The organism is Embleya sp. AB8, assembly GCF_049739465.1.
Lineage (GTDB): Bacteria > Actinomycetota > Actinomycetes > Streptomycetales > Streptomycetaceae > Embleya.
Genome location: NZ_JBMHHY010000028.1, coordinates 1 through 24,249, shown reverse-complemented (window position 1 = coordinate 24,249; position 24,249 = coordinate 1). Strand labels below are relative to the sequence as shown.

Sequence of the window (24,249 nt, the reverse complement as noted above, 5' to 3'; positions counted from 1 at the left end):
TCCATGTCTCGAACCACCCGACGCGCCGGGGTCGCCGCGATCGCGGCGGCGGCCCTGCTGTTGACCGGAGCGTGCAGCAAGGACGACGCGAAGAAGAAGGCGCCGGACCCGGCGAAGGCGGCCGGCCAGAACCGCACCACGCCGGCCGAGGCCGCCACGGTCACGCTCACCCCCGTGGACAAGGCCACCGGCGTCGACCCCGCCGCGCCGATCACCGTCGCCGTCGCCGGCAGCGGCGCCAAGATCGCCGAGGTCAAGGTGACCAACGCGGGCGGCGAGTCGGTGGACGGCGCGTTGACCGGCAACACCTGGAAGCCCCAGGTGCCGTTCATGTACGGCGGCAAGTACACGGTGGCCGCGACCGCGACCAACGCGGAGAACAAGCCGACCACCGCGACCTCGGTGTTCACCGTGCTCAACCCGACCCAGGCGGCCACCGCCACCTTCATGCCGGACGCCGATGCCACGGTCGGCGTGGGTCAGCCGGTCTCGATCACCTTCGACGAGCCGGTGAAGAACCACAAGGCCGTCCAGGACGCGATCAAGGTCACCGCCACCCCGGCGGTGGAGGGCGCGTGGCACTGGTTCGGCAATTCGCGGGTGGAGTGGCGGCCCAGGGAGTACTGGAAGGTCGGCACCCAGGTGAAGGTCGACCTCAACCTGCGCGGCGTGGACCTGGGCGGCGGCGTGATGTCCAAGCAGTTCAAGAGCTTCGGCTTCAAGATCTCGGACACCAAGCGGATCACCGTGGTGGACGCCAAGGCGCACACGATGACCGTCTCGGAGAACGACCAGGTGGTCAAGACCATCCCGATCACCGCGGGCGAGGACCCCAAGTACACGACGTGGAACGGGACCATGGTGATGGAGGACCGCGACCTCTCGGTCGACATGAACTCGCAGAGCGTGGGCCTGGGCAACGAATACGACCAAAAGGGCGTGCAGTTCGCGATCCGACTCACCGACTCGGGGACGTACCTGCACGCCAACACGTGGGCGTCGACCGACGTGTTCGGCAGCGCCAACACCAGCCACGGCTGTGTGAGCATGACGCTGGACAACGCCAAGTGGATCTACGAGCGTTCCACCCGCGGCGACATCGTCCAGGTCAAGGGCAACGAGCAGAAGCCGGTCGCGCCCGACAACGGCTACGGCGCCTGGAACCTGACCTGGGACCAGTGGACGGCGGGCAGCTGATCGGCACCTCGCGCACCCCTCCTAACCTGTCGGGATGAGCCCAACGCCCGACCCGCCGGCACTGCTCGACGACGCGTCGCTGTCCCGCTCGCCGGTCGTCGCGAACAATGCGATGAACCGCGAGCGGGGACTGCGCGGAGTCAACGGCTATGCCCGCGAGTTGGGCTTCGACCCGCTGTCCCGACTGGGCCCGGGCACCGCGTGGTTGGACCTGTGTTGTGGGTCCGGCCGCGCGTTGTTCGAGGCGGCCGGTGATCCGCGCGCCGAGGGGGTGCGGATCACCGGGGTCGACCTGGTCGACTTCTTCGTCCCCGCGACCCGGCCCGCCGGCCTCGAGCTGATCGCGGCCGACGCGACCGACTGGACGCCGCCCGGCCGCTACGACCTGATCACCTGCGTGCACGGCTTGCACTACGTGGGCGACCGGCTCGGGTTGCTCACCCGGATCGCGTCCTGGCTGACCCCCACCGGCGTGTTCGTCGCCGACTTCGACCCGGCCGGGCTCGCGCTTCCCGGCGATCCGGTGGGCGAGTTGCGCGGGCAGGGCTTCACGTACGATCCGCGCCGTCGCCGAATCGGCCTGAACGGCGCGCGCGAGGTGGCTTTTCCGTACCGCTATCTCGGCGCGGACGACACCGCGGGCCCCAACTACACGGGCCAACCGGCGGTACGTGCGCACTACACCCGGGCGTGATCGATGCCACGCCGCATCCGGGGGCCGAATGAGCGTATGAACTGTTGAACACACCAACTATGGGTACGCCTGCCACGGAACAACCCTCCCCGGCGAGACGAGGCAGCCGTGTGTTGGAGCGCTGAGGCCGACCTCGTGATGGGCAGTGCCATCACGGCCGTGGGCATAGCGAGTGTGGCGTCGGTACGGCGGATCAACGATCTGCCGATGGCACTGCTCCCGGTGATCCTGGGCGCGCATCAACTGATCGAGTCGGTGGTGTGGAAGGGCGAGACGGGCGATGTGTCCTCGGGCACCGCCGAGATCGCCCGGGAGGCCTGGGCGGTGATCGCCTTCCCGCTGCTGCCCGCATTCGTCCCGCTCGCCGTGCTGGCCGCGCAGTGGCCCCTGGCGCGCGGCCGGGAGCGGGTCCGGGCCACGTTCCTGATCCTGCTCGGCCTGGTGGTCAGCGGCGCGCTCGCACACGCCGTCGCGTCCCGGCCGGTGGACGCCGAGATCTGTGGCAACACCGTGCGCTACTCGGTGGGCATCCCCGGCGCCGCGTGGGTGATCGCCGGCTACCTCGTCGCGACCCTGGGCTCGTTGTTGCTCGCGCGCGACCGATTGTTGCGTCTGCTCGGCCTGGTCTGCGCGATCGGCGCGGCGATCACCGTGCGGTTGTGGTTCCACTCCTTCGCCTCGACGTGGTGTGCGGTCGCGGCGGTGGCGAGCGTGATCGTGCTGTGGTGGGTGCGCTCGCCACGCACCCGACCACCGGGGAGCACCGGGCGCGCGGGGCCCGTGTCCGAACTGGTGCGCTGAGCCCCGCTCCCGCCCGAGCCCCCCGGGGCCCGGTCAGGGCAACAGCAGCGAGCTGTCCCCGAACTCGTGCCACAGGTAGTCCTCGGCGCGCGCCGCGGCGTAGGCCCGACGTACCGCCGCCGCGCCCACCACCGCCTCCAGAAGCAACAGATGGGTGGCCTCCGGCGCGTGCAACCCGCTGATCAGGCCGTCCACCACCCGGGCCGGCCGGTCCGGGCCGAGCAGCAACTCGGTCCAGCCGCGGGCCGGCCCGATCCGGCCGTCGGCGCCGACCGCCGACTCCAGCGCCCGGGTCACCGTGGTGCCCACCGCGATCACCCGGCGGGCCTGGCGGACCAGCGTCGCGGTGTGCTCCGGCACGCTGAACCACTCGCGCAGCGGCGGCTCGCCGACCTCCTGGGAGGACACCCCGGTATGCAGCACGACCGGCGCGATCGTCACCCCGCGCGTGATCAGGTCGACCACCAGCTCGGTGGTGAACGGCCGTCCCGCACTGGGCATCTCGGCACTGCCCTCGTCCCGGGCGAAGACGGTCTGATAGGCGGTCAGCGGCCAGCGCTCGGGCACGTAGGCGTAGCTGATCGGTCGGCCGCGCTCGGCCAGGAAGGTCTCCACCCGGGCCTGCGGCACGGTGATCCGGGCCTTCCACAGGCGCTGTGGGGTGTGCTCCTGCGGGTACGGGTCCAGGAGCAGCGCCATCCCGCACCCGGTGCCGGGAAAGCGCACCGCCTCGAAGCGGCGCACCCCCTCGACCGGGCCCGGCGTACCGTCGGCGTGCCGCAGTTCCAGGACCCACGTCTCCTCGTCGAGACGCGTGGCGAAGTGCACGGTGACCGGTGAGCCGTCGGCCCGGTAGCCGTCCACCGCGGCGGGCAGCGTCGCGGAGGTGTTCACCACGAGCAGGTCGCCGAGGCCCAGATGCCGACCCAGGTCGCGGAACACGGTGTGCTCGACCCGGTTTTCGGCGTGCACGAGCAGCCGGACGCCGTCTCGGGCCAGCCCGCGCGCCTCGGCGGGCTCGGTCGCCTCGCGGACGATCGCCGTGGTCACGAGGTCACCGCCGGGGCGAGTTGGGCAACGGTGTACCGGCCGCTCGCGGGGCGCTCGTCGAGCAGCCGCAGCAGCGCGGGCACCACCGTCTCGGCGTCCGGTCGATCCGAGATGTCCTCGCCCGGGAAGGCCTGTTGGTGCAGTTCGGTGTTCATCTCGCCGGGATCGAACGCGTATACGTCCAGGCCCGGTTGCTCGGCGGCCAGGGTCGCGGTGGCCTGGTCGAGCGCGGCCTTGCTCGAACCGTAGCCGCCCCAGCCGGGGTAGGCGTCGACGGCGGCGTCCGAGCTGATGTTCAGCACTACGCCACGACCGGTGTCGAGCAGGACCGGCAGGGTCAGTCGGGTCAGCGCGAGCGGCGCGAACACGTTCACCTCGTACACCCGGGCCAGCTCGGCCTCGGGGTAGTCGGCGAGCCGCGGCATCGGGCTCGGGCCGAGCGCGCTCGCGTTGTTGACGAGCAGGTCCAGCCGACCCGACTCGCCGACCACGTCCCGCAGTTCGCGGCGATGCGCGGGGTCGGCCACATCGCCCGCGACGGCGATCACGTCGGCGGGGCCCAGCTCGCGCAGTTCGCGGGCGGCCCGGTCCAGATCGCCGGCTCGGCGGGCGTCCAGGACCAGGGTCCAGGAGCGGATGGCGAGCGCGCGGGCCAGGGCCAGGCCGAGGCCGCGGGAGGCGCCGGTGACGAGTGCGACAGGCATGGTGTCTCCAGAGGCATTCCGCACCCCACCCGGTGATGGGCTGCCCCTCTACACTGCAAGTTAAAGTGGGCTTGAGGTCAAGCGATCGGGCGAACTTCGGGAGACGACGTGCTTACCGGAACGGATTTGTTGACGGTCGGGCAGATGACCGCGCGCAGCGGCTTCGCGGCGTCCGCGCTGCGCTATTACGAGGCGGAGGGGTTGATCACCGCGAGCCGCACGTCGGGCGGTCAACGCCGGTACGAACGGCACATCCTGCGCCGGCTGGCCTTCATCCGCGCCGCGCAGAACATCGGCCTGTCGCTGGAGGAGATCCGCGACGCGCTCGGCCGGCTGCCGGAGGGCCGAACCCCCACGCCCGCCGACTGGGCCAAGATCAGCCGGGCCTGGCGGGGCCGCCTGGAGGAGGAGATCGAAGCCCTGGTCCGACTCCGGGACGGCCTCGAACAATGCATCGGCTGCGGCTGCCTCAGCATGAAACGTTGCCGAATCTCCAACCCCGACGACGTGGTCAGCCGCTACGGCTCCGGCGCGGTAACCCTCCCCGAACTGTTGCGCGAAGACCGCCGCCATCCCCACGGGTAACGCCGACCAAACGTCCCCGCGGCCCGCTTGGCCTCAAACGCCGGCGGGGCTGTATATATCGCCCCGCCGGCGTTCGACCTCGAGCGAAGCCGAGCCAAAATCAGCCCCGCCGGCGCTTGAGGCGAATCAGCCGCGCCGGCGTTTGAGGCGGCCTCGGCCGGAGGCCGGGCTCAATCAGCCCCGCCGGCGTTTGAGGCGAAGAGCCCGGCCGGCGTTTGAGGCCACCTCAGTCGCGGTCCCGGATCGCCGCGGCCCGGTGCCCGGCCGACCCACCCGCCGGAAGCGGCAAAGGCGGCGCCGCAGGCGCAACCGGCAGGCCCGGGACGACCGTCGCCCAATCCGGCTTCGCCCCGATGTCGTACGTCCGCAGCTTGGCCAACACCGAAGCGTCCTGGACGTCCAGCCAATCCACCAGATCGCGGAAGCTCACGCACTTCGTCTCCGGCCGCACACACACCGTGCGCATCGTGCGCTCGACGGCCTTCATGTAGATCCCGCCGTTCCACCCCTCGAAGTGGTTCCCGATCAGCAGCGGCGCCCGGTTCCCGGTGTACGCACGATCGAAGCCCGCCAGATAACTCGCGTACGCCTGGTCCTCCCACTCGGGAAACCTCGCCGGATCGCCCTTGACCGTCTGCGACTGGTTGAACATCACGTTGTAGTCCATCGACAGGACCTCGAACTTGCGCCCCGGCAGCGGGATTTGCTGCAACGGCAGGTCCCACACGCCGTTCACCTTCTCCGGCCACACCTGCCGCCCACCGGGCGAACTCGCGTCATAGCGAAAGCCCAACGACGGCTCGGCCGCGAGCAGCGCCCGCTGCCCTTCCAGGCACGGCGCCCGGCCGCCGATCAGTTCCTTGTCGTAGTCGAACGGCAGCGCCGGCAGGTCGGTCCACCCGGTGTTGGTCTTCCAGTTCTTGACGAACTCCCGCGCCTGCTCGACCTCATTGCGCCAATCGTCCGGCGACCACGAACCCACACCCGTGGGCCCGCAGAAGTGCCCGTTGAAGTGGGTGCCGATCTCGTGGCCCTCCCGCCACGCGGCGCCCAGTTGCTCCAGCGTCATCCGCACGTGGCCGTCGTCGAGATAGCCGATGTCCGAGGCGCCGATCGGCTTGTGCGGCGGCTGATACCGGGCCTTCCTGGCCTCCGGCAACACGTACACCCCGGACAGGAACAACGTCATCTTCGCGTTGCTCTCCTTGGCCACCTGCCGGAACCTGGAGAACAACCTCTTGTCGTCCTCACCCGCGCCGTCCCAGGAGAACACCACGAACTGCGGCGGCGTGGCCCCGGGCGCGAGCTTCTCCGGCTTGAGCCGACCCGGCTGCTCCCCGGTGTTCGACGTGGAACCATCGCCGATCAGGGTCACCGGCGCCTGGCCGGCGGCCGCCGGTCCCTGCGGGGCCCTGGCCGGCGCCGCGGCCTGCTGCTTGGGGTCGGCGTCGTGCCCTCGGGCGAAGACGACGAAGCCGAGGGCGGCGACCACCGCCACCACCAGGACGATTGCGGCCACGCCGCGGGATGATCGCACGAATGCCCCAAGTGATTGGAAATGTAGAGAAATCCACAGCAGGCTAGGTCGCCCACCGACCCGGTTGGCACCGCGCCGAGCCGCGCGGAGGATCATGATCACCGCATGGGATGAACGGATACGGCCACTCGGCGGCGGGGTGACCGGGCTCATGGCCCGGTCGAGGTGTCCACGCGCACCGAACGGGCTATGGATAGCCCGGCCGGCGTTCGCGGCCGGGCAAGGGACGGCCGATCTCGAAGGGGCATCGATGCGCGAGACGCTTCGGGACGCCAAGCACACCCTGCTGCCGCCGCGCGACGACCCGCACGGCCCGCTCCCGCCGCTGCTGATCGTGCTCACCGTGGTGACCGGCCTGGTCGACGCGCTGAGCTACCTCGAACTCGGGCGGGTGTTCGTCGCGAACATGACCGGCAACGTGGTCTTCACCGGCTTCGCGCTGGCCGGCGCCCCAGGTCTGTCGGTCGCCGCCTCGGTCGCCGCGCTGGCCGCGTTCCTGGTCGGCGCCGCCGCCGGCGGCCGATTCGGCACGGTGTTCGGCGACCGGCGGCTGCGCCTGTTGTGGATCGGCTGCGCCCTCCAGGCCGTGCTGCTCGCCGCCGCGCTGATCGTCGCCGCGGCGGTGAGCGGCCTGGGCACCGGCGAGCGATACACGCTGATCCTGCTCCTGGGCCTGGCCATGGGACTACAGAACGCGGTGGCCCGGCGGCTGGCCGTACCGGACCTGACCACCACCGTGTTGTCCCAGACGCTCACCGGCCTGGCCGCCGACATCCGCAGGTTCGGCGGCAGCGGCGCGCGGGCGGGCCGCCGGCTGCTCTCCGCGCTCGCGATGGCGCTCGGCGCGTTCACCGGCGCGATGTTGGTGTTGCGCGTACACGTACTGATCGCCTTCGCCGCGCCGTTGGCCCTGCTGATCGCCACGGCCGCGGTCGGCTACACACTCGACCGACGGGCCCGGCGGATCGAGGCCGGCGCCGGCCTCGCCGCGCCGGACCAGGAAAGTGGTTGAGTTCGCGCCGACCCCGGGGTTAGCCTGACGGGGTCACATTGTCGTCCGTCTGGATGGTCCGTTGCGCAACTGAGGTCAGGACATCGCGCCGCTGGAGCCCCCTGTGTGCTCGCGGTCGCCTTTCCGCCTCGGTGTGGCTGTGACCTCGATGTGGCCGTCCCGGACGATTCCTCGTTTCCGGTGCCAGTGTTTCGGCCCCTTCCGATCCCGCCGCGCGGTGTCCCACGCGATCCGTTCACCACGCGTCCCGGGAGTCACCTCATGTCCATTCCGACCGCACCCACGATCGTCTGCTCCGCGCTGTCCTTCGCCTGGCCGGACGGAACCCCCGTCTGCGCCGATCTCGATCTGGCCATCGGCAGCGGCCGAACCGGCCTGATCGGGGTCAACGGCGCGGGCAAATCCACCCTGCTCAAACTGATCGCCGGCGTCCTGCGGCCCACCGGCGGCACCGTCACCGTCGGCAGCGACCTCGGCTATCTGCCGCAGCACCTCCCACTCGACGCGGCCCGCCGCGTCGACGACGTGCTCGGCATCGCCGACACCCGTGCGGCGTTGTTGGCCATCGAGGCAGGCGACGCCGACGTACGGCACTTCGACGCGGTCGGCGACGACTGGGACGTCGAGGAGCGGGCCCGCGCCGAACTCGACCGGCTCGGGCTGCCGCACGTCGACCTCGACCGCCCGGTGGGCACGCTGTCCGGCGGCGAGTCGATCCTGCTCGGGCTGGCCGCGTTGTTGCTTCGCCGACCCGAGGTACTGCTCCTGGACGAGCCGACCAACAACCTCGACGAGTCCGCGCGCGAGCGGCTCTACGACGCGGTACGCACATATCCGGGCGTCCTGGTCGTGGTCAGCCACGACCGCGTCCTGCTCGATCTGGTGGACCGGATCGTGGAGTTGCTCCCCGACCGGGCGCGCAGCTACGGCGGCAATCTGAGCGCCTACCTGGAACTGCTCGACCAGGAACGGGCCACCGCGGACCGCCTGGTGCGCACCGCGCAGACCGAGTTGCGCAGGCAGAAACGGGAGTTGGCCGAGGCGCAGGTCAAGTTGGCCCGCCGGGCGCGGACCGGGCGCAAGGCCCAATTGGAGGCGGGCCTGCCCAAGATCGTCGCGGGCAAGCTCAAGCGGGCCGCCGAGGTCTCCGCCGGCAAGCTCAAGGGCACCCACGAGGGTCGCCTGGACGACGCCCGGGCCCGGCTGTCCGAGGCCCGGGACGCGGTACGCGAAGACCAGGAGATCCGGATCGAGTTGCCCGAGACCGAGGTGCCGGCCGGCCGCACCGTGTTGGTCGCCGAGGGGCTGAACACGTCGAGCGGACTGTTCGGCCCGACCGGCCTGGACCTGATCGTGCGCGGCCCGGAACGAATCGCGCTGGTCGGCGACAACGGCTCCGGCAAGACCACGCTGTTGCGCCTGCTCACCGGTGCGGAGCAAGCCGCCGAGGGCACGGTCCGGCTCGGCGTCGACGGCGTGCGCCTGCTGCCCCAGCGGCTGGACGTACTCGACGAGGACGCGACCGTGTTCGCCAACGTGCGCCGGTTCGCGCCGTCGGCCTCGGACGCGGAACTGCGCGGGCGACTGGCCCGCTTCCTGTTCAAGGGCAACCGTCCGGAACAGGTGGTCGGCACCCTCTCCGGCGGCGAACGTTTCCGTGCGGTGCTGGCCGCGCTGTTGTCCGCCGAGCCGCCGCCGCACCTGCTGATCCTGGACGAGCCGACGAACAGTCTGGACCTGGCCTCGGTCCGTCGCCTCGAACAGGCGCTCGACGCCTATCGGGGGGCCCTGCTGGTGGTCAGCCACGACCGCCCGTTCCTGGCCGGGATCGGGATCACCCGCGAGCTGACGCTGCATCGCGGTACCGGGCTGACGCCGCCCGACCGGGCGGTGGAGGACGCCGACCCGATGCCGCGACACGGGTAACCGAACGCCCCCCGAGCACCGGCCGACCACCGCGGTCGGCCGGCGCTCGGGGGCCGAGGGCCAGCCCCGCTCAGCCCTCCTCGCGCGCCGTCTCCGCGGCGTTCCCGCGCCGGATCGTGCGTACGGCGCCGCCCGGCCGCCAGGTCCGGACCACGATCTCCTCGCCCTCGACGCCGATCCGACTCACCTCGGCGAGCTCGACCCGGAACAGATGGAACGGCGTCGGCGCGCCGGTCGCGCCGACGTAACGTGCCTTCAGTTCCTCGTCCACCTCCTCGATCGCCCGCCCGCTCACCCGCACGTCGCCGTGCGCCATCTGGGCGCCCTCCCCCGGATTGGCGAACAGCGAGAACCGCGGATCACGCAGCAGATCCCGCGCCTTGAGCGAGCCCGGCATCATCCCCAGCCACAGCTGCCCGAACCGGAAGTCCGCCTCCAGGCCGGTCAGCCGGGGCGAGCCATCCCGGCGCAGCGTGCCGAGCACGTGGTGTTTGTACATCCCGAACCGCTCGCGCACCGTCGCCGCGAACTCCGGCTCGGCCTTCTCGAACTCCGACCAACCTGTCATGCGCCCATCCTGCGGGCCGATCCCTGACAACCGCCGGCAGGGATTCCGGGTTAGTTTCGGGTCATGCGATCCGGTCGACTGGTGGCCCTGCTGCTGCATCTGCAAAACCGACGCGGTGGGGCGACCGCCGCCGAGTTGGCGAGCGAACTGGAGGTGTCGGTCCGTACCGTCTACCGCGACGTCGCCGCGCTCCAGGCGTCCGGTGTACCGCTGTGGACCGAGACCGGGCCGCACGGCGGGATCCGGCTGGTCGAGGGCTGGCGGACCCGGCTCGACGGGCTCACCGGCGACGAGGCGGCGGCCCTGTTCCTGTCCGGCGCGCCGCACGCGGCGGACGCGCTCGGCCTGGACACCGTCCTGGTGGCGGCGCAGACCAAGGTGCTGGCCACCCTGCCCGCCGATCTGCGCACCCGCGCGGGGCGGGTGCGGCAGCGGTTCCATCTGGACGCGCCGGGTTGGTTCCAGCGCGACGAGGGGGTGCCGCACCTGACCGAGATCGCCGGCGCGGTCTGGACCGGTCACCGGCTGGATCTGCGATACGCGCGCCGCGACCGGGAAGTGGCCCGTCGGCTCGATCCGCTCGGCCTCGTGCTCAAGGCGGGCGTGTGGTACCTGGTGGCCCGGCATCGCAGCGACATCCGCAGCTATCGGGTGTCCCGGGTGGTGGCCGCGAGCAGCCGACCGGATCGTTTCGACCGGCCGGACGGCTTCGACCTGGGCGCGTGGTGGGCGCACAGCAACGAGGACTTCGCCCGCTCGCTGATGCGGTTCGACTGCGTGGTCAGGGTGTCGCCGTCGGGACTGCGGGCGTTGCCCCGGGTGTTCGGTCCGGTGGTGGCACGCGACGCGCTGGACTCGGCCGGGCCGGCCGATCCGGCGGGGTGGGTCGAGCTGCGGGTGCGGACCGAGTCCGAGGAGGTCGCCGCCGGCCAGTTGTTGATGCTGGGCCCGGATCTGGAGGCGGTGGCGCCGCCGAGTCTGCGGGCCATGATGGCCGGGATCGGCGCGGCCATCGTGACCCGCCATCGGGGGCCGGCGGGTCCCTCCCAGGAGTGACGGCACCATCCCCGAGGCGTGCGGCGAAACCGAACGCGACATTTCGGGAATCGATGGGCAGATGTGGATCGTTGACCCGGTGGATCTCCACGGAGTGTGACGAGTGATCCACGCGTCCGTGATCTCTACCTCGCCGGTACGGGGCTCCCCTAGGGGGAAGGGTCGTTCGGCGTACCCGGGGTCCTCCCTGCGTAGGACGATCGGATCTGTCCTTGGAGACGATTCGGCCGGACCGGCCTCCCCATACGGTGATCGAGTGCACTGCAACCGCGGAGCGCGCCACCCTAATCACCTCACATGGGGGACAGACTCGTGACTACGGCCACGGCTGCCATGACCGACGCGGACTCCAGGGGCACGATCGCCGCCCGCGCGCAGCAGCTCACCAAGGCGTACGGCGAAGGCGAGACCCGAGTCGTCGCTCTCGACGCCGTGGACGTGCAGATCGGTCGTGGTCAGTTCACCGCGATCATGGGCCCGTCCGGCTCCGGCAAGTCCACGCTGATGCACTGCCTCGCCGGCCTCGACTCGGTCAGCAGCGGCAAGAGCTGGATCGGCGACACCGAGATCACGAGCCTGAAGGACAAGGCGCTCACCAAGCTCCGCCGGGACAACATCGGCTTCATCTTCCAGGCGTTCAACCTGCTCCCGACGCTGACCGCGTTGGAGAACATCACGCTGCCGATGGACATCGCGGGCCGCAAGCCGGACCGCGCCTGGCTGGACAACGTGATCGAGACGGTCGGTCTGCGCGACCGGCTCAAGCACCGCCCGAGCGAGCTGTCCGGTGGTCAGCAGCAGCGTGTCGCGTGCGCCCGCGCGCTGGCCAGCCGGCCGGAGATCATCTTCGGCGACGAGCCGACCGGCAACCTGGACTCGCGCTCCGGCGCCGAGGTGCTGGCCTTCCTGCGGCGCAGTGTCAACGAGCTCGGTCAGACCATCGTGATGGTCACCCACGACCCCAACGCGGCGTCCTACGCGGACCGGGTCCTGTTCCTGGCAGACGGTCGAATCGTCGACGAGATGCTGCGTCCCACGTCCGACGCCGTGCTGGAGCGCATGAAGCGCTTCGACGGCGCCCGGACCAGCTGAAGCAGGCGGAGAGTCCCCACACCATGTTGAAAGCCACGTTCCGCAGCTTCCTCGCCCACAAGGGGCGAATGGTGCTGTCCGCCCTGGCAGTGCTGCTGTCGGTCGCGTTCGTCTCCGGCACCCTGGTGTTCACCGACACGATCACCAAGACCTTCGACGACCTGTTCAAGTCCACCGCGTCGGACGTCTCGGTCGACCCGAAGTCCGACTTCGACAAGAACGACCTGGCCGCCACGGGCCAGACGCCCACACTGCAACGGTCGGTGATCGACAAGATCGCCAAGGTGGACGGCGTCAAGGAGGCGTACGCAGACGTCACCCTCCAGTCGATCACCGTGGTCGACAAGCACAACAAGTCGGTGGGCCCCACGTCCGGCGCGCCGACGATCGCCACCGCCTGGCACCCGACCGACCGCTCTCCGGTCAAGCTCAGCAGCGGCACCGAGCCCAAGGGTCCGGGCGAGGTGATCATCGACTCCGACACCGCGGACAAGAAGCACGTCAAGATCGGTGACGAGTTGCGGGTGATCGCACCCGGCAACAAGGAGTTCCAGGTCAAGGTCTCCGGGCTGATGAGCTTCATCACCACCAACCCCGGTGCGGCGCTCATCTCGTTCGACTCGGCGACCGCTTCGCAGCGGCTGCTCGGCGATCCGAACCTGATCACCTCGGTGTCGGTGTCCGCCGCGAAGGGCGTCAGCGACGACGAGCTCAAGAAGCGTGTGGTCCAGACGCTCAACGACCCGAAGAACTTCGAGGTCAAGACCGCCGCCGAGTCCGCCAAGGACTCCAGCGACTCGCTGAGCGGCTTCCTGAACGTGATGAAGTACGCGATGCTCGGCTTCGCCGGTGTCGCGGTGCTGGTCGGCATCTTCCTGATCTTCAACACCTTCTCGATGCTGGTCGCCCAGCGCACCCGTGAGCTGGGCCTGATGCGGGCGATCGGCGCAAGCCGGGCGGACGTCAACCGCTCGGTGCTGCTCGAAGCCGTCCTGCTCGGCCTGGTCGGCTCGACGCTGGGCCTGGCGGCCGGCCTCGGGCTTGCGGTCGGGCTCAAGGCGCTGATCAGCTCGGTCGGCGTCGACCTCAAGGGCACGTCCCTGGTGATCAAGGCGGCCACCCCGATCGTGGCCTACCTGGTCGGCGTGATCGTCACGGTGATCGCCGCCTACGTGCCGGCCCGTCGCGCGGGCCGGGTGGCCCCGATGGCGGCGCTGCGCGAGGCCGGTGCCCCGCCGCAGAAGTCGATCAAGACCCGTTCGATCATCGGCGCGGTGCTCTTCGGCCTCGGTGCGCTGGCGCTGGTCGCGGGGGCCACCGCGAGCAACGGCGGTCAGGGCGGCGGCTTCCTGGGCCTGGGTGTGCTGTTCACCCTGCTCGGCTTCATCGTGCTGGCGCCGCTCCTGGCCCGCACGGTGATCCCGGCCCTTGCCGGCTGGTACCCGAAGTTGTTCGGCTCGATGGGCCGGCTCAGCCGGGAGAACGCGCTGCGCAACCCGCGCCGTACCGGCGCCACCGCGGCGGCGATCATGATCGGCGTCGCGCTGGTCAGCGGCATGTCGGTGGCGGCCTCGTCGATGTCGGCCTCGTTCGACAAGCAGATCGACAAGTCCCTGGGCGCCGACTACACGATCCAGTCGCTGACCGGCACCTTCCCCGAGGGCGTCGTCACGGCGGCGAAGAAGGTCCCCGGGGTCGGCGAGGTGTCCACCCAGACGATGAGCAACGCCACGGTCACCGCGGACGGCAAGGCCAAGAAGGACTTCGTCGTGGGCGCGGACCCGGGCGTCGACAAGGGGTTCAAGACCACCTACCTCCAGGGCAGCGGCGACGCGGCGATGGCGGCGGGCAAGGCGGCCATCGGCGAGAACTACGCCAACGACCACCACCTCGGCCTCGGCGGCAAGATCGAACTCGCCTTCCCCAACGGCGCGAAGACCACGGTCGAGGTCGGCGCGATCCGCAAGAAGGAAAAGGGCGCGATCGGCTTCGGCGAAACGCTCATGATCCCCAACACGATCATGAAGAAGTTCGTCCCGGACGTGCAGTACCAGATCATGACGATCAACGCGGCCTCCGGTCAGGACGCGACCAAGGTCGGCGACGCGCTCAAGACGGCGCTCGAACCCTTCCCACAGGTCAAGGCCCGTGACCAGAGCGACTACAAGGCCCTGATCAGCGGGAGCATCGACACGTTCCTCTACCTGATCTACGGTCTGCTCGGCCTGGCGATCATCATCTCGATCCTGGGCGTGATCAACACGCTGGCGCTGTCCGTGGTCGAACGCACCAGGGAGATCGGCCTGATGCGGGCGATCGGCGCCTCGCGCCGGCAGATCCGCCGGATGATCCGCCTGGAGTCGATGGTGATCGCGGTCTTCGGCGCCCTGGTCGGGCTCGCGCTCGGCATGTCGTGGGGCATCGGCGCCCAGCGCCTGCTCGCCAAGCAGGGTCTGGACGTGCTCGCGGTCCCGTGGGGCACGGTGATCGGCATCGTGGTCGCGGCGGCACTGGTCGGCCTGCTGGCCGCGGTGATGCCGGCCTTCCGGGCGGCGCGGATGAACGTGTTGCGCGCCATCGCAACGGACTGACCCGTCGCGGTCGTTCCACCACAAAGCAGCCGGCTCCCCATCCTCCCCCCTTGGGGAGCCGGTGACCGAAAGGCCCCCCGGCCCAGCCTTGCGCAGGCGGCCGGGGGGCCTTTTCGCGTCTGCCTTCGACCTCCCGTCGTCCTCCCGTCGTACTCCCGGCGCCTGCGGTTCGCGGCCGTTCGCGGCCGTTCGCGGCCGGCGCCCCGGGCGTGCGGCAGGGAAACACGGGGGCGGAGTTCGGGTAAGGGACCCGCTCGGATCGGCAAGAGGTGCGCCAAGAGCGCGTCAACGGGCGGGTCGTTCCGGAGGGTTCGGGGTCAGGCTGGGGGCGGTCGAAAGGGGGCCGCCATGTTCGCCGTGATTCGTCGGGTCACCGGAATCCGCCACACCGCCTCGATCCGCCGGGCCACCGGGCTCGGTGGACGTGGTGGACGAGGTGCGCGCAGTGCCGAGGACGGGCCGCAGGTCGTGGTGGTGCCGATCGTGCGGATGGACGCCGCCGCGCTCGCCGCGCTCGGTGCCGCTCGGGCGATGGGCGGCCGGGCGATCGCGGTACATGTCACCCACACCGGCGAACGGGCCGCCCGGGAGGCGCTGATCGCCGCGTGGGACGCGTCCGGCGTGGACGCGCCGCTGAGCGTGGTCCACGACGAGCGGGGCCGGCTCGTCGAGGCGCTCGCCACGTTCGTCCGGGGGCTGCCGGAGCGGCGGGTGGCCGTACTGCTCCCGGCCGACGCCGATCCGGCCCGCGCCCGCTCCCGGCGGCACGACGTGCTGGTGGACGCGCTGCGCGCGGAGGGCTGCGCGACCCTGGTGCGCCGCGCCGCCGCCATCCCCGCGCCGCTGGTCACCGCCGCCTGACGCAGGCTCAGACCGAAGTCGGCACCCGCTCGGCGGCGGCCACGCACGGCTGGTCGCGCACCATCGCGAGCGCCGCCGCGACGGCCGCCGCCCCGGCACAGGCCGCCGCGACGCCGAACGCGACCGCGTACCCGTGCGCGAGCCGGCCCGGGGTCGGGTGCGCGCCGCTCACCTGGGCCGAGATCGTGCTCAGCACCGCGAGCCCGACCGCACCGCTCACCTGCCGCGTGGTGTTGAGCACGCCCGACGCGAGCCCGGCCCGCTCCCTCGGCACACCGGTCGTGGCGGACTGGGCGATCGGCGTGAAACAGGCCCCGATGCCGAGCCCGAACAACGCCGCCGGCAGCCCCACCGTCGTCACGTACGCGCCGTGTTCGCCCAACCCCAGGGCCAACCACAGGAAGCCCGCCGCGGCGAGCGCCGCGCCGGCCACGGTGATCCGCCGGGTGCCGTGCGCGGCCATCAGCGCGCCCGCCCCACGCGCCCCGAGCATCAGCGTGCAGGCGACCGGTACGAAGGCAAGGCCCGCCTGGAGCGGCGAATAGTCGTGGACACCCTGGAGATACAGCGACAGCAGCACCGGGCTGGCGAAGAAGCCGAGGCCCATCAGGAACATCACGATATTGGCCCCGGACACCGACCGGGCCCGGAAGATGCCCAGCGGCACCAGCGGATCGCGGGCCCAACGCCCCTGGTGTATCAGGAAGATCGCGAACAACACGAGCCCACCCGCGAGCGGTCCCCAGACCGCCGGCGCGCTCCACCCCTTCGGTACGGACTCCATCGTCCCGTAGACCGCCGACGTCAGTCCGCAGGTCGCGAGCAGCGCGCCGAACACGTCGATCCGCCCACGCCGCGCGGCCCGCGCCGAGGCCGGCAACACCCGCCACGCGACCACCAGGGCGAGCACCCCCAGCGGCACGTTGACCAGGAACACCCAACGCCAGTTCAGGAAATCGGTGAGCACCCCGCCCAGCACGGTGCCCGCGCCGCCGCCGACCGCGCCGACCATGCTCCAGATCATCAGCGCCCGGGTCCGCCTCGGCCCGTCCGGGAACGTGTGCTGGAGCAGGGTCAGCGTGGTCGGCATCAACAACGCGCCGCCCAGGCCCTGCGCGGCCCGCGCGGCGAGCAGCGTCGCGGGGTGGTCGGCGAGCCCGCAGGCGAGGCTGGCGACGGTGAACAGAGCCAGACCCGCGAGCATCATCCGGCGGGTGCCGAAGAAGTCCGCGCAGCGCCCGCCGATCAGCAGGAAGCCGGAGAAGGCCAGCGTGTACGCGTTCACCACCCACGGCAGCGCACTGCCGGCGAAGTCCAGGTCGTCCCGGATGTCGGGGAGCGCGACGGCCACGATCGTGGCGTCGAGGACCACGATGAACAGGGCGAGGCAGGACAGGCCGAGCAGGACCCGTTCGGGCGGCGTACGCATGGTGCTCCTTCGTCTTCGTCGGAAGAGTGGCCGGTGGTCGGCCGATCCCGACCGAGATTAGGCTTCCCTAACTTATTTGTGAAGCCATTTCACTAAAGCTTGAAGGTAGGCCCGCCGGCTACGCTTGGGCCCATGTCAGAGGCCCCGCGACCCGCGCTCCGCACACCCCGGCTCGGTCGGCCGGCCCGGCTGGACCCCGATCGCATCGTGGCCGCCGCGCTGACCATGGACCTCGACACGCTGACCATGCAGGCGCTCGCCGAACGCCTGGGCGTGGCCACGTCGGCGCTCTACCGGTGGGTGGACGGCCGCGAGGGGCTGCTCGATCTGGTCAGCCGCCGGATGGCGGAGCGGATCACCCCGGCCGCGCCGCCGACCGCCGAGACCTGGCGCGAGTGGCTGCTCGACCTGGCCCGGTCCGTACATCGCGAGTTCCGCGCGATCCCGGGCTTCGCCACTCGGATGCTCACCGGCCCGCACCGGGACGCGGGCCATCTGCCGATCGAGGAGGGCGCGGTCGCCGCGTTCGTCCTCGGCGGCGCGGATCGCGAGCACGCGCAGCAGTACTGGTACGTGTTCGCCGCCGCGCTGCTCGGCTGGACCTCGATCGAGGAGGGCGGCCGGTTCCCGGTCGATCCGCCGATGGACTTCGACGTACTGCTCGATGTGCTGATGCGCGGCTACCTGGCAGAACCACCTGAGGGGCCGCATCGGCCGCCGACGGTTTAGGCTGCCGGGGCGTTGTGCCCATCCACCGGAGGCCGAAGTGACCGAAAGCAGAGCAGGCGGACCGCCCGCGCGGCGTGGCCCCGGCGAGTTGGAATCCGAGATCCTGTCGCTGCTGTGGACCTCGCCGACCGCGATGGGCGCGGGCTCGGTCCAGGAGCAACTGTCCGGCGAACTCGCGTACACCACGGTGGTGACGATCCTGTCCCGCCTGCACGACAAGGGTGTGCTCCAGCGCACCAGGATGGGCCGGTCGTACGTGTACGCGCCGGTCTACGACGAGGCGGGGTTGGCCGCGCGGCGGATGCGGCAGGTGCTGGACAAGGAGGGGGACCGGCAGGCCGTACTCGCCCGGTTCGTCTCCGACCTGTCCACCGACGACGAGGCGTTGTTGCGCCGACTGCTGGAAGAGGGCGGGTCGTAGTCGGGTGCGCTGGATCGTCTATCTGCCGCTGCTGCTGCCGATCACCGCGGTGCCGGTGGCCCGGCTCGCGGCGGACCACCTGGCGCCGCGCCGGGTGGTGTGCCTGCTGACCGCGCTGACCTCGGTCCTGGCGTTGTGCGCGAGCACGAGCCTGGGCCTGCTCACCGTGGTGGGTACGGCCCAACTGCCCGGCGTACCACTGCCGGACCACTGGTCGGACGCGCAGGTGCGGGCCTCGATCCCGAACGTACAGGTGATCGGCTCACTGGCGAGCGTGGCGCTGACCGCGGCGCTGGTCTGCGTGGCGGTGCTGCTGTATCGCCGGCGGCGGGCGCTGGCCGTGTTGCGCGCGGGGGTCGGGGCGGCGGGCGCCACCGAGTTGACGGTGCTGCCGGTGGGACCGCCGACCGCATTCGCGCTGCCGGGGCGGCGACCTCGGATCGTGGTCTCGGCGTCGATGCTGGCGCGCCTGGACGCCGACGAACGACGCGCGCTGCTCGCGCACGAGCGGGCGCATCTGACAGGGCGTCACGACCGGGTGTTGCTGGTGGCGACGCTGGCGATGTGCGCCCATCCGCTGCTGCGGCCGATGCGGACGGCGATCGAGTACGCGTTGGAGCGCTGCGCGGACGAAGCCGCCGCACGGGTGGTGGGCGATCGCCGGGTGGTGGCCCGCGCGGTCGGCAAGGCGGCCCTGGCCGGCACCGCCGCCCCGCCGGGCGCGATGGCCGCCACCGGCGGCCCGGTCCCACGCCGGGTCGCCGCACTCCTGGCCCCGACCCCCGCCGACCGCTGGCCCACCCCGTGGAGCCCCCCGGGCGCCGCCACCCTGATCGCCCTGACCGGCGCGGCCCTGTCCACGTGGGCCGCCTGGGACGCGGCCATCGACCTACACGCAATCCTGCGCACGGCGGACCACATGTTGTGAACCGCCCGGACCCGACCGCCGGTCAGTAGAGCGGAAAGTCCGCCGTCGTGATCGAGAAGTCGAAGCCCGGGAGGGGAACGTCCTGGCCGAAGGCGAAGGCCGCGCGTGCCGTGTATCGGCCGCCTTTCGGCTCGGAGTTCACCGCGATCGTGCCCTGGCGCGGGTCGACGATCAGGTAGACCGGGATGCCCATGCGCGGATAGTCACGCAGCTTGGCCTCCCAGTCGTTCTCGGGATTCGATCGCGATACGACCTCGGCGGCCAGGCGCAGGTCGGCGGCGGGAACGTGGTTCTCGACGGTGAGGAGATCGTCCTCGGGGAAGATGCAGACGTCGGGGTTGCGCCTTATCAGGTTCGTGTCGTCCAGCACGTCGATCCCACCGTGCACGGCCATCCCGGCCCACTCGGCCCGCCCGGCGATACCTTGCTCGATGCGCATCCGGAGCCGGCGCACGATGAACTCGTGGATTCCGGAGGGACCGGTCATCATCACGAGCGTGCCGTCGCTGATCTCGATCTTGTAGTTGGACGGCGTCCGCACACTATTGGCGATGGCAGTCAGCCGGTCGAACTCCTCGCGGTCCATATTTCCCATGGTATGTCGCAAGCCTCGGGTTCCCTGCACACTCCTCGTCGGCGCGTGACGCCGGATCGGATTAGTCGGTGGCCGGGTTCGGGCCGATACGACCGGCCCGCGTGGGCGGTAGCGTTTCCGGGTGAGTACTTCCGGCGTGAGCAGTGCGATCGAGCCCTGGCCGCGGACCGCTGTCGAGGCGTTGGCCGTGCAGGATCGGTTGCGGGGTCTGGTGGATGTGGTCGGGCCGGGGCCGGCGCCGGCGGAGGTGCGGCGGGTGGCCGGGTTGGATGTGGCGTACGCCGAGGACTCGGACGAACTGGCCGCCGCCGTGGTGGTGTTGGACGCGCGTACGCATGCCGTGCTGGCCCGGTCGGTGGTGTCCGGGGTGGCCGGCTTTCCGTATGTGCCGGGACTGTTCGCGTTCCGGGAGATTCCGGCGTTGTTGGCCGCGCTCGAACGGCTCGACGTCGTACCGGACTTGCTGGTGTGCGACGGCCAGGGGCTGGCACATCCGCGGCGGTTCGGGCTGGCCTGCCATCTCGGCGTGCTGACCGGGTTGCCGGCCATCGGGGTCGGCAAGACGCCGTTCGTGGGGACGTACGAGGCGCCGGGCGAGACGCGCGGCGCCGGCACCGACCTCGTGCACGAAGGGGACGTGGTCGGGCGCGCGCTGCGTACCCGGGACGGAGTCAAGCCGGTGTTCGTCTCCATCGGCCACGGCGTCGACCTCGACACGGCCTGCGCCCACGTCCTGGCGCTGACCCCGCGCTATCGCCTCCCGGAGACCACGCGCGCGGCCGACCAGGCTTGCCGCCAGGCGCTGAAAGCGCGTCAGGAGGAGAGGGCGGCCGAGTGATCGGCTGATCGGCGGCGGCCGGGGTCGTTCCGGCCGGCCCCCCGGGGGGTGGGCCTCGGTCAGGCCGCCGTCCGGACTCGGGTGCGGCGTACCGCCCGGGTGCTCACCCGGCCCGCCCGGATCGTGACTCGGTCGCCGGGACGGGTGCGGAGGGCCTCGGCCAGGGACGGCGCACGTACCGCGAGCAGGTCGGCGGGCGCGCCCGGGGCCAAGCCGCCCGGCTCCAGGCCGAGCACGTCCCGCGCGTGGCCGGCTACCGTGGCCCAGGCCGACCCGGGCGGGAGGCCGGTGGCCGCGGCGGTGGCCAGTGGATCGGCGCGGCCCATCGGGTGCCCGGCGTCGCGCAGATGGTCGCCGCCGGCCGCGACGGTGACCCCCGCCGCGAGCAGTTCGCGAATCGGCAGCCCACAGCCGCGATCCGAGGGCAGCGCGACCACCCGCAGGCCGGCCGCGGCGATCGTCTCGGCCACCCGACTCAGCGCGGCCGGCGCGAGCCGGTTCAGGCCGGTCAGGTGGCTCGCGGTCACGGGCCGGTCGAAGCCGGACGCGCGCAGCAGCCGGGCCAGGTCGCCGACCGCGAGCAGGCGTGGGTCGAAGCCGTCGTCCAGGTGCAGATCCAGTCCGACCTCGGCACGATCGGCGAGCCGCAACAGTCGGCGGATCTCCTGCCGGCAGTCCGCCGCGCCGCCGGGCCGCCCGCCGAGCACCCGGGCGCCGGCGCTCACCGCGTCCACGATGGTGCGCTCGGGTGTGCCCGGCACCGGCACGGCGACGATCTGGACATCCAGTACGCGCCGGAACTCGGCGCCCAGTTCGGCCAGCACCTCCACCGCGCGCAGCGGCGTACGACCGCCGACGTCGAGTTGGGTCCGGACCGCCGTCACCCCACGCACGGCCAGCGCGCGCAACATCTCGCGCGAGCGCCGCCGCAGGTCGCCGGGGTGGTACCGAACCGGCCCTACCCGCCACGACCGCCACGCATCGTCCCGGCCGCCCGAAACCGAGCCCACCGGCTGCCGCCGCAACGCACGATCGAGGTGCACGTGCGGTTCGGCGGGCGCGGGCAACAGCAGATAGCCGGCCAAGTCCAGCCCGGCCGACGGCCGTTGAATCCGGCGACCCGGCGCCCGCAACACCCCGATCCGCCCGTCGCACAACACCACGTCCCGAACCCGACCATCCGCCAGCGTCGCGCCGAACAACGTCACCATGTCGCCCATCCCCACCCCCGGAAACCCGCCCCACCCCACCGGCCTCGCCCACGGCACTCCCCCAGACCACCCACGCACCCGCACCCGCACCCGCACCCCACTGTCCCGCGCCCTTGTTGCGCCAGCATTACCCCAGGGTTAACCCCCACCGGCCGCCGCCTCGGCAAGGGCACGCGCGGCACCCGACGAGAGCCGGAGGCGATCAGGCTCGGGTTCGGATGCCAAGGTCACGCCACATCCTGCGAACCGGGTTGTTCCCGCCGGGCACGGTCCGCGAGCATCGCGTCCAGTTGCTCGGCTGTGACGCCGCCTCCGGCCTCGAATTCGGTTTTCGCTTCGGCAAGTTCTTCCAGTGCGCCGCTCTCACGCAGCACTGCGAGGGTCTCCTCCAATGACGCGATGCGGTCTTCCAGAGCCTCCAACTCGCCGAGCGAGACCATGACCACCGCGCCTCTGCCGTTTCGGGTCACGGCGACACGACGACCACTGCTTTCGACATAGGTGATCAGCTCGGAGAAGCGACTGCGAACCTCTGCCACGGGCAGAATTATGGGCATGCTCATGTACATAGTTTAGATCTCCACATGCTTGATGTCACCCTGCGTCACCCGATTGGCGGTGTCGCCGGAGGTGCCCCGCGCACTGGGGCCGGCTCCCCTGTCCAGGGCAGCGGTGCGGTGGCCGTGGGTCGGATGTCGGCGAGTGGTTGACCCGGGTGTGTGGCTGCGGTCAGAATCCGGGCGTGGGGATCGTGGGGAGTGCGCGGATGGCCGGCGTCGGCGGTCATGTTGTCGCGTGCGTGATTCGTCGGCATCGGATCACCCATTTGCCGGTGCCGCCCGGTACGCGCTGTCGGTAGGGCGTACGCCGGCTCCGGTTCGTCGTGCTTCGGCCTGTTGTGTCGGCCGGCTCCGGCGATCCGTCGTGTTGCTTGACCGTCCGGGTATTTCGACGGTCGGGGGCCGTGTGTGCGCCCGCTTCGGATGACGTTCTCGCCCGCATCTGAAGGTCGAAGGGACATCGGACAGTCATGACTGCAACCACCATCGCGGTATCGCCGGTCGCCACCCGAATCGGGGCCGTGGTCGAGGGAGTTCGCCTCGGCGGCGATCTCGACACGATCACCGTGGACACCATTCGGGGTGCGCTGCACCGGCACAAGGTGATCTTCTTTCGCGGCCAGGACCACCTGGACGACGCGGGCCACATCGCCTTCGGGCAGCTGCTCGGCGAGCCGATCGGGCATCCGACGGCGTCCGCCGAGGGCGAGCTGATCGTGCCGATCGACAGCGACCACGGGGTGGTCGCCGACCGCTGGCATACGGACGTGACGTTCGTGCCGGCGTATCCCCTCGCGTCGATCCTGCGTGCGGTGAAGCTGCCGGACGTGGGCGGCGACACGTTGTGGGCCAATACGGCGACTGCGTACGAGGGATTGCCCGACGAGTTGAAGGCGTTCGCCGGCTCGTTGCGGGCGGTGCACAGCAATCGCCACGACTACGCGGCGGCCGATCCGGACGGGTTCTCCGAGGCGCAGCTGGAGTATCGGGAGGTCTTCGAGTCGACCGTGTACGAGACCGAGCACCCGGTCGTTCGGATACACCCGGTCACCGGCGAACGCACCTTGTTGCTGGGCGCGTTCGTCCGGCGGCTGGTCGGGTTCGACGCGGCGGATTCGGCGGCGCTGATCGCGCTGCTGCAAAGTCACGTGACCCGGGTGGAGAACACCGTGCGGTGGCAGTGGCGGGCGGGTGACGTGGCGATCTGGGACAACCGGGCGACGCAACACCGGGTGATCCGCGACTTCGTCGAGACGCGGCGGCTGTTGCATCGGGTGACGATCGACGGGGACGTCCCGGTGGGCGTCGACGGTCGCCGGAGCCGGGGGTTCGCGCCGGTGCCGTAGGCGGGGCCGGGCGAGGTGGCCTCATTCGCCGGCCGGGCTGAAGTTGGTTGCTCGGCCGGCGAATCGGCGATTCGGCGCAGCGGGTCCGTGCCGGGCTTGGCGTGCCCGCGACTTGGCCCCCCGTCCGCTCGCCGTCCTCAAACGCCGGACGGGCTGGGAACCCGGCCTCCGGCCGAGGCGGCCTCAAACGCCGGCCGGGCTGAAATTGGTCGCCCGACCGGCGTTTCGGCCCACCCTGCGGACAACTCGGCGCACCGGGCCCACCTCAACCACCGCCCCGGCCGGGACACCGGCCCCCGGACGAGGTCGCCTCAACCGCCGCCCGGCTGAAGTTGGTCGCTCAGCCCGCGTTTCAGCCCGCCCTACGGAAAGCTCCGCGCACCAGGCCCACCTCAAACGCTGGCCCGGCCGGGAACCCGGCCCCCGGCCGAGGCGGCCTCAAACGCCGGCCGGGCTGAAATTGGTCGCCCGACCGGCGTTTCGGCCCACCCTGCGGACAACTCGGCGCACCGGGCCCA

At 71.3% G+C, this 24,249-nt stretch carries 23 protein-coding genes; 15 read left to right on the top strand and 8 right to left on the bottom strand.

Annotated features, from left to right (window positions below):
- Positions 1–3: 3 nt before the first annotated feature.
- The 3 genes from ABIA38_RS34410 to ABIA38_RS34400 all read left to right on the top strand — a co-directional run bounded on the left by ABIA38_RS34410 (position 4) and on the right by ABIA38_RS34400 (position 2,692).
- Positions 4–1,197: a L,D-transpeptidase gene (locus tag ABIA38_RS34410; protein ID WP_424642854.1), complete on the top strand. Its 1,194-nt coding sequence runs from the start codon at positions 4–6 to the stop codon at positions 1,195–1,197.
- Positions 1,198–1,231: 34 nt separating this feature from the next.
- Entirely contained in the window at positions 1,232–1,891 is a 660-nt protein-coding gene (locus ABIA38_RS34405) for a class I SAM-dependent methyltransferase (protein WP_424642853.1), read from the top strand.
- 108 nt (positions 1,892–1,999) lie between these two features.
- The gene (locus ABIA38_RS34400; RefSeq protein WP_424642852.1) at positions 2,000–2,692 is read left to right on the top strand and encodes a DUF6629 family protein; all 693 of its coding nucleotides are present in this window, start codon (positions 2,000–2,002) and stop codon (positions 2,690–2,692) included.
- A 33-nt stretch (positions 2,693–2,725) separates the two neighbouring features.
- On the opposite strand, the gene ABIA38_RS34395 is transcribed toward ABIA38_RS34400, so the two are convergent.
- Positions 2,726–3,742 (bottom strand): S-adenosylmethionine:tRNA ribosyltransferase-isomerase, encoded by a 1,017-nt coding sequence (locus ABIA38_RS34395; RefSeq protein ID WP_424642851.1) that lies wholly within the window; start codon positions 3,740–3,742, stop codon positions 2,726–2,728.
- On the bottom strand, positions 3,739–4,446 hold the full coding sequence (locus tag ABIA38_RS34390) for an SDR family NAD(P)-dependent oxidoreductase (RefSeq protein WP_424642850.1): 708 nt from the start codon (positions 4,444–4,446) through the stop codon (positions 3,739–3,741). Before ABIA38_RS34390 ends, ABIA38_RS34395 begins: the two co-directional genes overlap by 4 nt.
- 108 nt (positions 4,447–4,554) lie before the next feature.
- Here ABIA38_RS34390 and soxR point away from each other — a divergent pair, with 108 nt between their 5' ends.
- Positions 4,555–5,031, top strand: coding sequence for a redox-sensitive transcriptional activator SoxR (gene soxR, locus ABIA38_RS34385; RefSeq protein WP_424642849.1), 477 nt, complete (start codon positions 4,555–4,557; stop codon positions 5,029–5,031).
- A gap of 226 nt (positions 5,032–5,257) precedes the next feature.
- Here the strand turns inward: soxR and ABIA38_RS34380 are convergent, their stop codons facing one another.
- Positions 5,258–6,550, bottom strand: a complete 1,293-nt coding sequence (locus ABIA38_RS34380) for a hypothetical protein (RefSeq protein ID WP_424642848.1) — start codon at positions 6,548–6,550, stop codon at positions 5,258–5,260.
- Between the two features lie 268 nt (positions 6,551–6,818).
- Here ABIA38_RS34380 and ABIA38_RS34375 point away from each other — a divergent pair, with 268 nt between their 5' ends.
- On the top strand, positions 6,819–7,580 hold the full coding sequence (locus ABIA38_RS34375; protein ID WP_424642847.1) for a YoaK family protein: 762 nt from the start codon (positions 6,819–6,821) through the stop codon (positions 7,578–7,580).
- Positions 7,581–7,841: 261 nt separating this feature from the next.
- Positions 7,842–9,506: an ABC-F family ATP-binding cassette domain-containing protein gene (locus ABIA38_RS34370; protein WP_424642846.1), complete on the top strand. Its 1,665-nt coding sequence runs from the start codon at positions 7,842–7,844 to the stop codon at positions 9,504–9,506.
- Between the two features lie 70 nt (positions 9,507–9,576).
- On the opposite strand, the gene ABIA38_RS34365 is transcribed toward ABIA38_RS34370, so the two are convergent.
- Complete coding sequence (locus ABIA38_RS34365) at positions 9,577–10,074, bottom strand: pyridoxamine 5'-phosphate oxidase family protein (RefSeq protein WP_424642845.1); 498 nt, start codon at positions 10,072–10,074, stop codon at positions 9,577–9,579.
- 63 nt (positions 10,075–10,137) lie between these two features.
- On the opposite strand from ABIA38_RS34365, the gene ABIA38_RS34360 reads away from it, so the two are divergent.
- The 4 genes from ABIA38_RS34360 to ABIA38_RS34345 all read left to right on the top strand — a co-directional run bounded on the left by ABIA38_RS34360 (position 10,138) and on the right by ABIA38_RS34345 (position 15,674).
- On the top strand, positions 10,138–11,130 hold the full coding sequence (locus tag ABIA38_RS34360; protein ID WP_424642844.1) for a helix-turn-helix transcriptional regulator: 993 nt from the start codon (positions 10,138–10,140) through the stop codon (positions 11,128–11,130).
- Between the two features lie 333 nt (positions 11,131–11,463).
- Entirely contained in the window at positions 11,464–12,222 is a 759-nt protein-coding gene (locus ABIA38_RS34355) for an ABC transporter ATP-binding protein (RefSeq protein ID WP_424642967.1), read from the top strand.
- A 23-nt stretch (positions 12,223–12,245) separates the two neighbouring features.
- On the top strand, positions 12,246–14,813 hold the full coding sequence (locus ABIA38_RS34350) for an ABC transporter permease (RefSeq protein ID WP_424642843.1): 2,568 nt from the start codon (positions 12,246–12,248) through the stop codon (positions 14,811–14,813).
- 348 nt (positions 14,814–15,161) lie between these two features.
- Positions 15,162–15,674 (top strand): hypothetical protein, encoded by a 513-nt coding sequence (locus ABIA38_RS34345; protein ID WP_424642842.1) that lies wholly within the window; start codon positions 15,162–15,164, stop codon positions 15,672–15,674.
- A 7-nt stretch (positions 15,675–15,681) separates the two neighbouring features.
- Here ABIA38_RS34345 and ABIA38_RS34340 read toward each other — a convergent pair whose 3' ends face one another.
- Positions 15,682–17,103 (bottom strand): DHA2 family efflux MFS transporter permease subunit, encoded by a 1,422-nt coding sequence (locus tag ABIA38_RS34340; protein WP_424642841.1) that lies wholly within the window; start codon positions 17,101–17,103, stop codon positions 15,682–15,684.
- 132 nt (positions 17,104–17,235) lie between these two features.
- On the opposite strand from ABIA38_RS34340, the gene ABIA38_RS34335 reads away from it, so the two are divergent.
- The 3 genes from ABIA38_RS34335 to ABIA38_RS34325 are packed head-to-tail and all read left to right on the top strand — an operon-like array spanning position 17,236 to position 19,181.
- The gene (locus ABIA38_RS34335) at positions 17,236–17,832 is read left to right on the top strand and encodes a TetR/AcrR family transcriptional regulator (RefSeq protein WP_424642840.1); all 597 of its coding nucleotides are present in this window, start codon (positions 17,236–17,238) and stop codon (positions 17,830–17,832) included.
- Positions 17,833–17,869: 37 nt separating this feature from the next.
- On the top strand, positions 17,870–18,253 hold the full coding sequence (locus ABIA38_RS34330) for a BlaI/MecI/CopY family transcriptional regulator (RefSeq protein ID WP_424642839.1): 384 nt from the start codon (positions 17,870–17,872) through the stop codon (positions 18,251–18,253).
- 4 nt (positions 18,254–18,257) lie between these two features.
- Entirely contained in the window at positions 18,258–19,181 is a 924-nt protein-coding gene (locus ABIA38_RS34325) for a M56 family metallopeptidase (protein WP_424642838.1), read from the top strand.
- A 22-nt stretch (positions 19,182–19,203) separates the two neighbouring features.
- Here ABIA38_RS34325 and ABIA38_RS34320 read toward each other — a convergent pair whose 3' ends face one another.
- Positions 19,204–19,806, bottom strand: a complete 603-nt coding sequence (locus ABIA38_RS34320) for a Uma2 family endonuclease (protein ID WP_424642837.1) — start codon at positions 19,804–19,806, stop codon at positions 19,204–19,206.
- Positions 19,807–19,897: 91 nt separating this feature from the next.
- Here ABIA38_RS34320 and ABIA38_RS34315 point away from each other — a divergent pair, with 91 nt between their 5' ends.
- Entirely contained in the window at positions 19,898–20,614 is a 717-nt protein-coding gene (locus ABIA38_RS34315) for an endonuclease V (RefSeq protein WP_424642836.1), read from the top strand.
- A 59-nt stretch (positions 20,615–20,673) separates the two neighbouring features.
- On the opposite strand, the gene ABIA38_RS34310 is transcribed toward ABIA38_RS34315, so the two are convergent.
- Both ABIA38_RS34310 and ABIA38_RS34305 read right to left on the bottom strand, forming a co-directional pair.
- Complete coding sequence (locus tag ABIA38_RS34310) at positions 20,674–21,825, bottom strand: amidohydrolase family protein (protein WP_424642835.1); 1,152 nt, start codon at positions 21,823–21,825, stop codon at positions 20,674–20,676.
- A 227-nt stretch (positions 21,826–22,052) separates the two neighbouring features.
- The gene (locus tag ABIA38_RS34305) at positions 22,053–22,388 is read right to left on the bottom strand and encodes a type II toxin-antitoxin system Phd/YefM family antitoxin (protein WP_424642834.1); all 336 of its coding nucleotides are present in this window, start codon (positions 22,386–22,388) and stop codon (positions 22,053–22,055) included.
- Between the two features lie 467 nt (positions 22,389–22,855).
- On the opposite strand from ABIA38_RS34305, the gene ABIA38_RS34300 reads away from it, so the two are divergent.
- Positions 22,856–23,731: a TauD/TfdA dioxygenase family protein gene (locus ABIA38_RS34300; protein ID WP_424642833.1), complete on the top strand. Its 876-nt coding sequence runs from the start codon at positions 22,856–22,858 to the stop codon at positions 23,729–23,731.
- The last annotated feature ends 518 nt before the right edge of the window (positions 23,732–24,249 follow it).

Bases quoted from the DNA above. Each gene is read 5' to 3' on its own strand.
- ABIA38_RS34405 (WP_424642853.1), top strand. From the start codon at position 1,232: ATGAGCCCAACGCCCGACCCGCCGGCACTGCTCGACGACGCGTCGCTG.
- ABIA38_RS34310 (WP_424642835.1), bottom strand. From the start codon at position 21,825: ATGGTGACGTTGTTCGGCGCGACGCTGGCGGATGGTCGGGTTCGGGAC.
- ABIA38_RS34335 (WP_424642840.1), top strand. From the start codon at position 17,236: ATGTCAGAGGCCCCGCGACCCGCGCTCCGCACACCCCGGCTCGGTCGG.
- ABIA38_RS34350 (WP_424642843.1), top strand. From the start codon at position 12,246: ATGTTGAAAGCCACGTTCCGCAGCTTCCTCGCCCACAAGGGGCGAATG.
- ABIA38_RS34345 (WP_424642842.1), top strand. From the start codon at position 15,162: ATGTTCGCCGTGATTCGTCGGGTCACCGGAATCCGCCACACCGCCTCG.
- ABIA38_RS34365 (WP_424642845.1), bottom strand. From the start codon at position 10,074: ATGACAGGTTGGTCGGAGTTCGAGAAGGCCGAGCCGGAGTTCGCGGCG.
- ABIA38_RS34340 (WP_424642841.1), bottom strand. From the start codon at position 17,103: ATGCGTACGCCGCCCGAACGGGTCCTGCTCGGCCTGTCCTGCCTCGCC.
- ABIA38_RS34355 (WP_424642967.1), top strand. From the start codon at position 11,464: ATGACCGACGCGGACTCCAGGGGCACGATCGCCGCCCGCGCGCAGCAG.
- ABIA38_RS34305 (WP_424642834.1), bottom strand. From the start codon at position 22,388: ATGAGCATGCCCATAATTCTGCCCGTGGCAGAGGTTCGCAGTCGCTTC.
- ABIA38_RS34375 (WP_424642847.1), top strand. From the start codon at position 6,819: ATGCGCGAGACGCTTCGGGACGCCAAGCACACCCTGCTGCCGCCGCGC.
- ABIA38_RS34370 (WP_424642846.1), top strand. From the start codon at position 7,842: ATGTCCATTCCGACCGCACCCACGATCGTCTGCTCCGCGCTGTCCTTC.
- ABIA38_RS34410 (WP_424642854.1), top strand. From the start codon at position 4: ATGTCTCGAACCACCCGACGCGCCGGGGTCGCCGCGATCGCGGCGGCG.
- ABIA38_RS34360 (WP_424642844.1), top strand. From the start codon at position 10,138: ATGCGATCCGGTCGACTGGTGGCCCTGCTGCTGCATCTGCAAAACCGA.
- ABIA38_RS34390 (WP_424642850.1), bottom strand. From the start codon at position 4,446: ATGCCTGTCGCACTCGTCACCGGCGCCTCCCGCGGCCTCGGCCTGGCC.
- ABIA38_RS34300 (WP_424642833.1), top strand. From the start codon at position 22,856: ATGACTGCAACCACCATCGCGGTATCGCCGGTCGCCACCCGAATCGGG.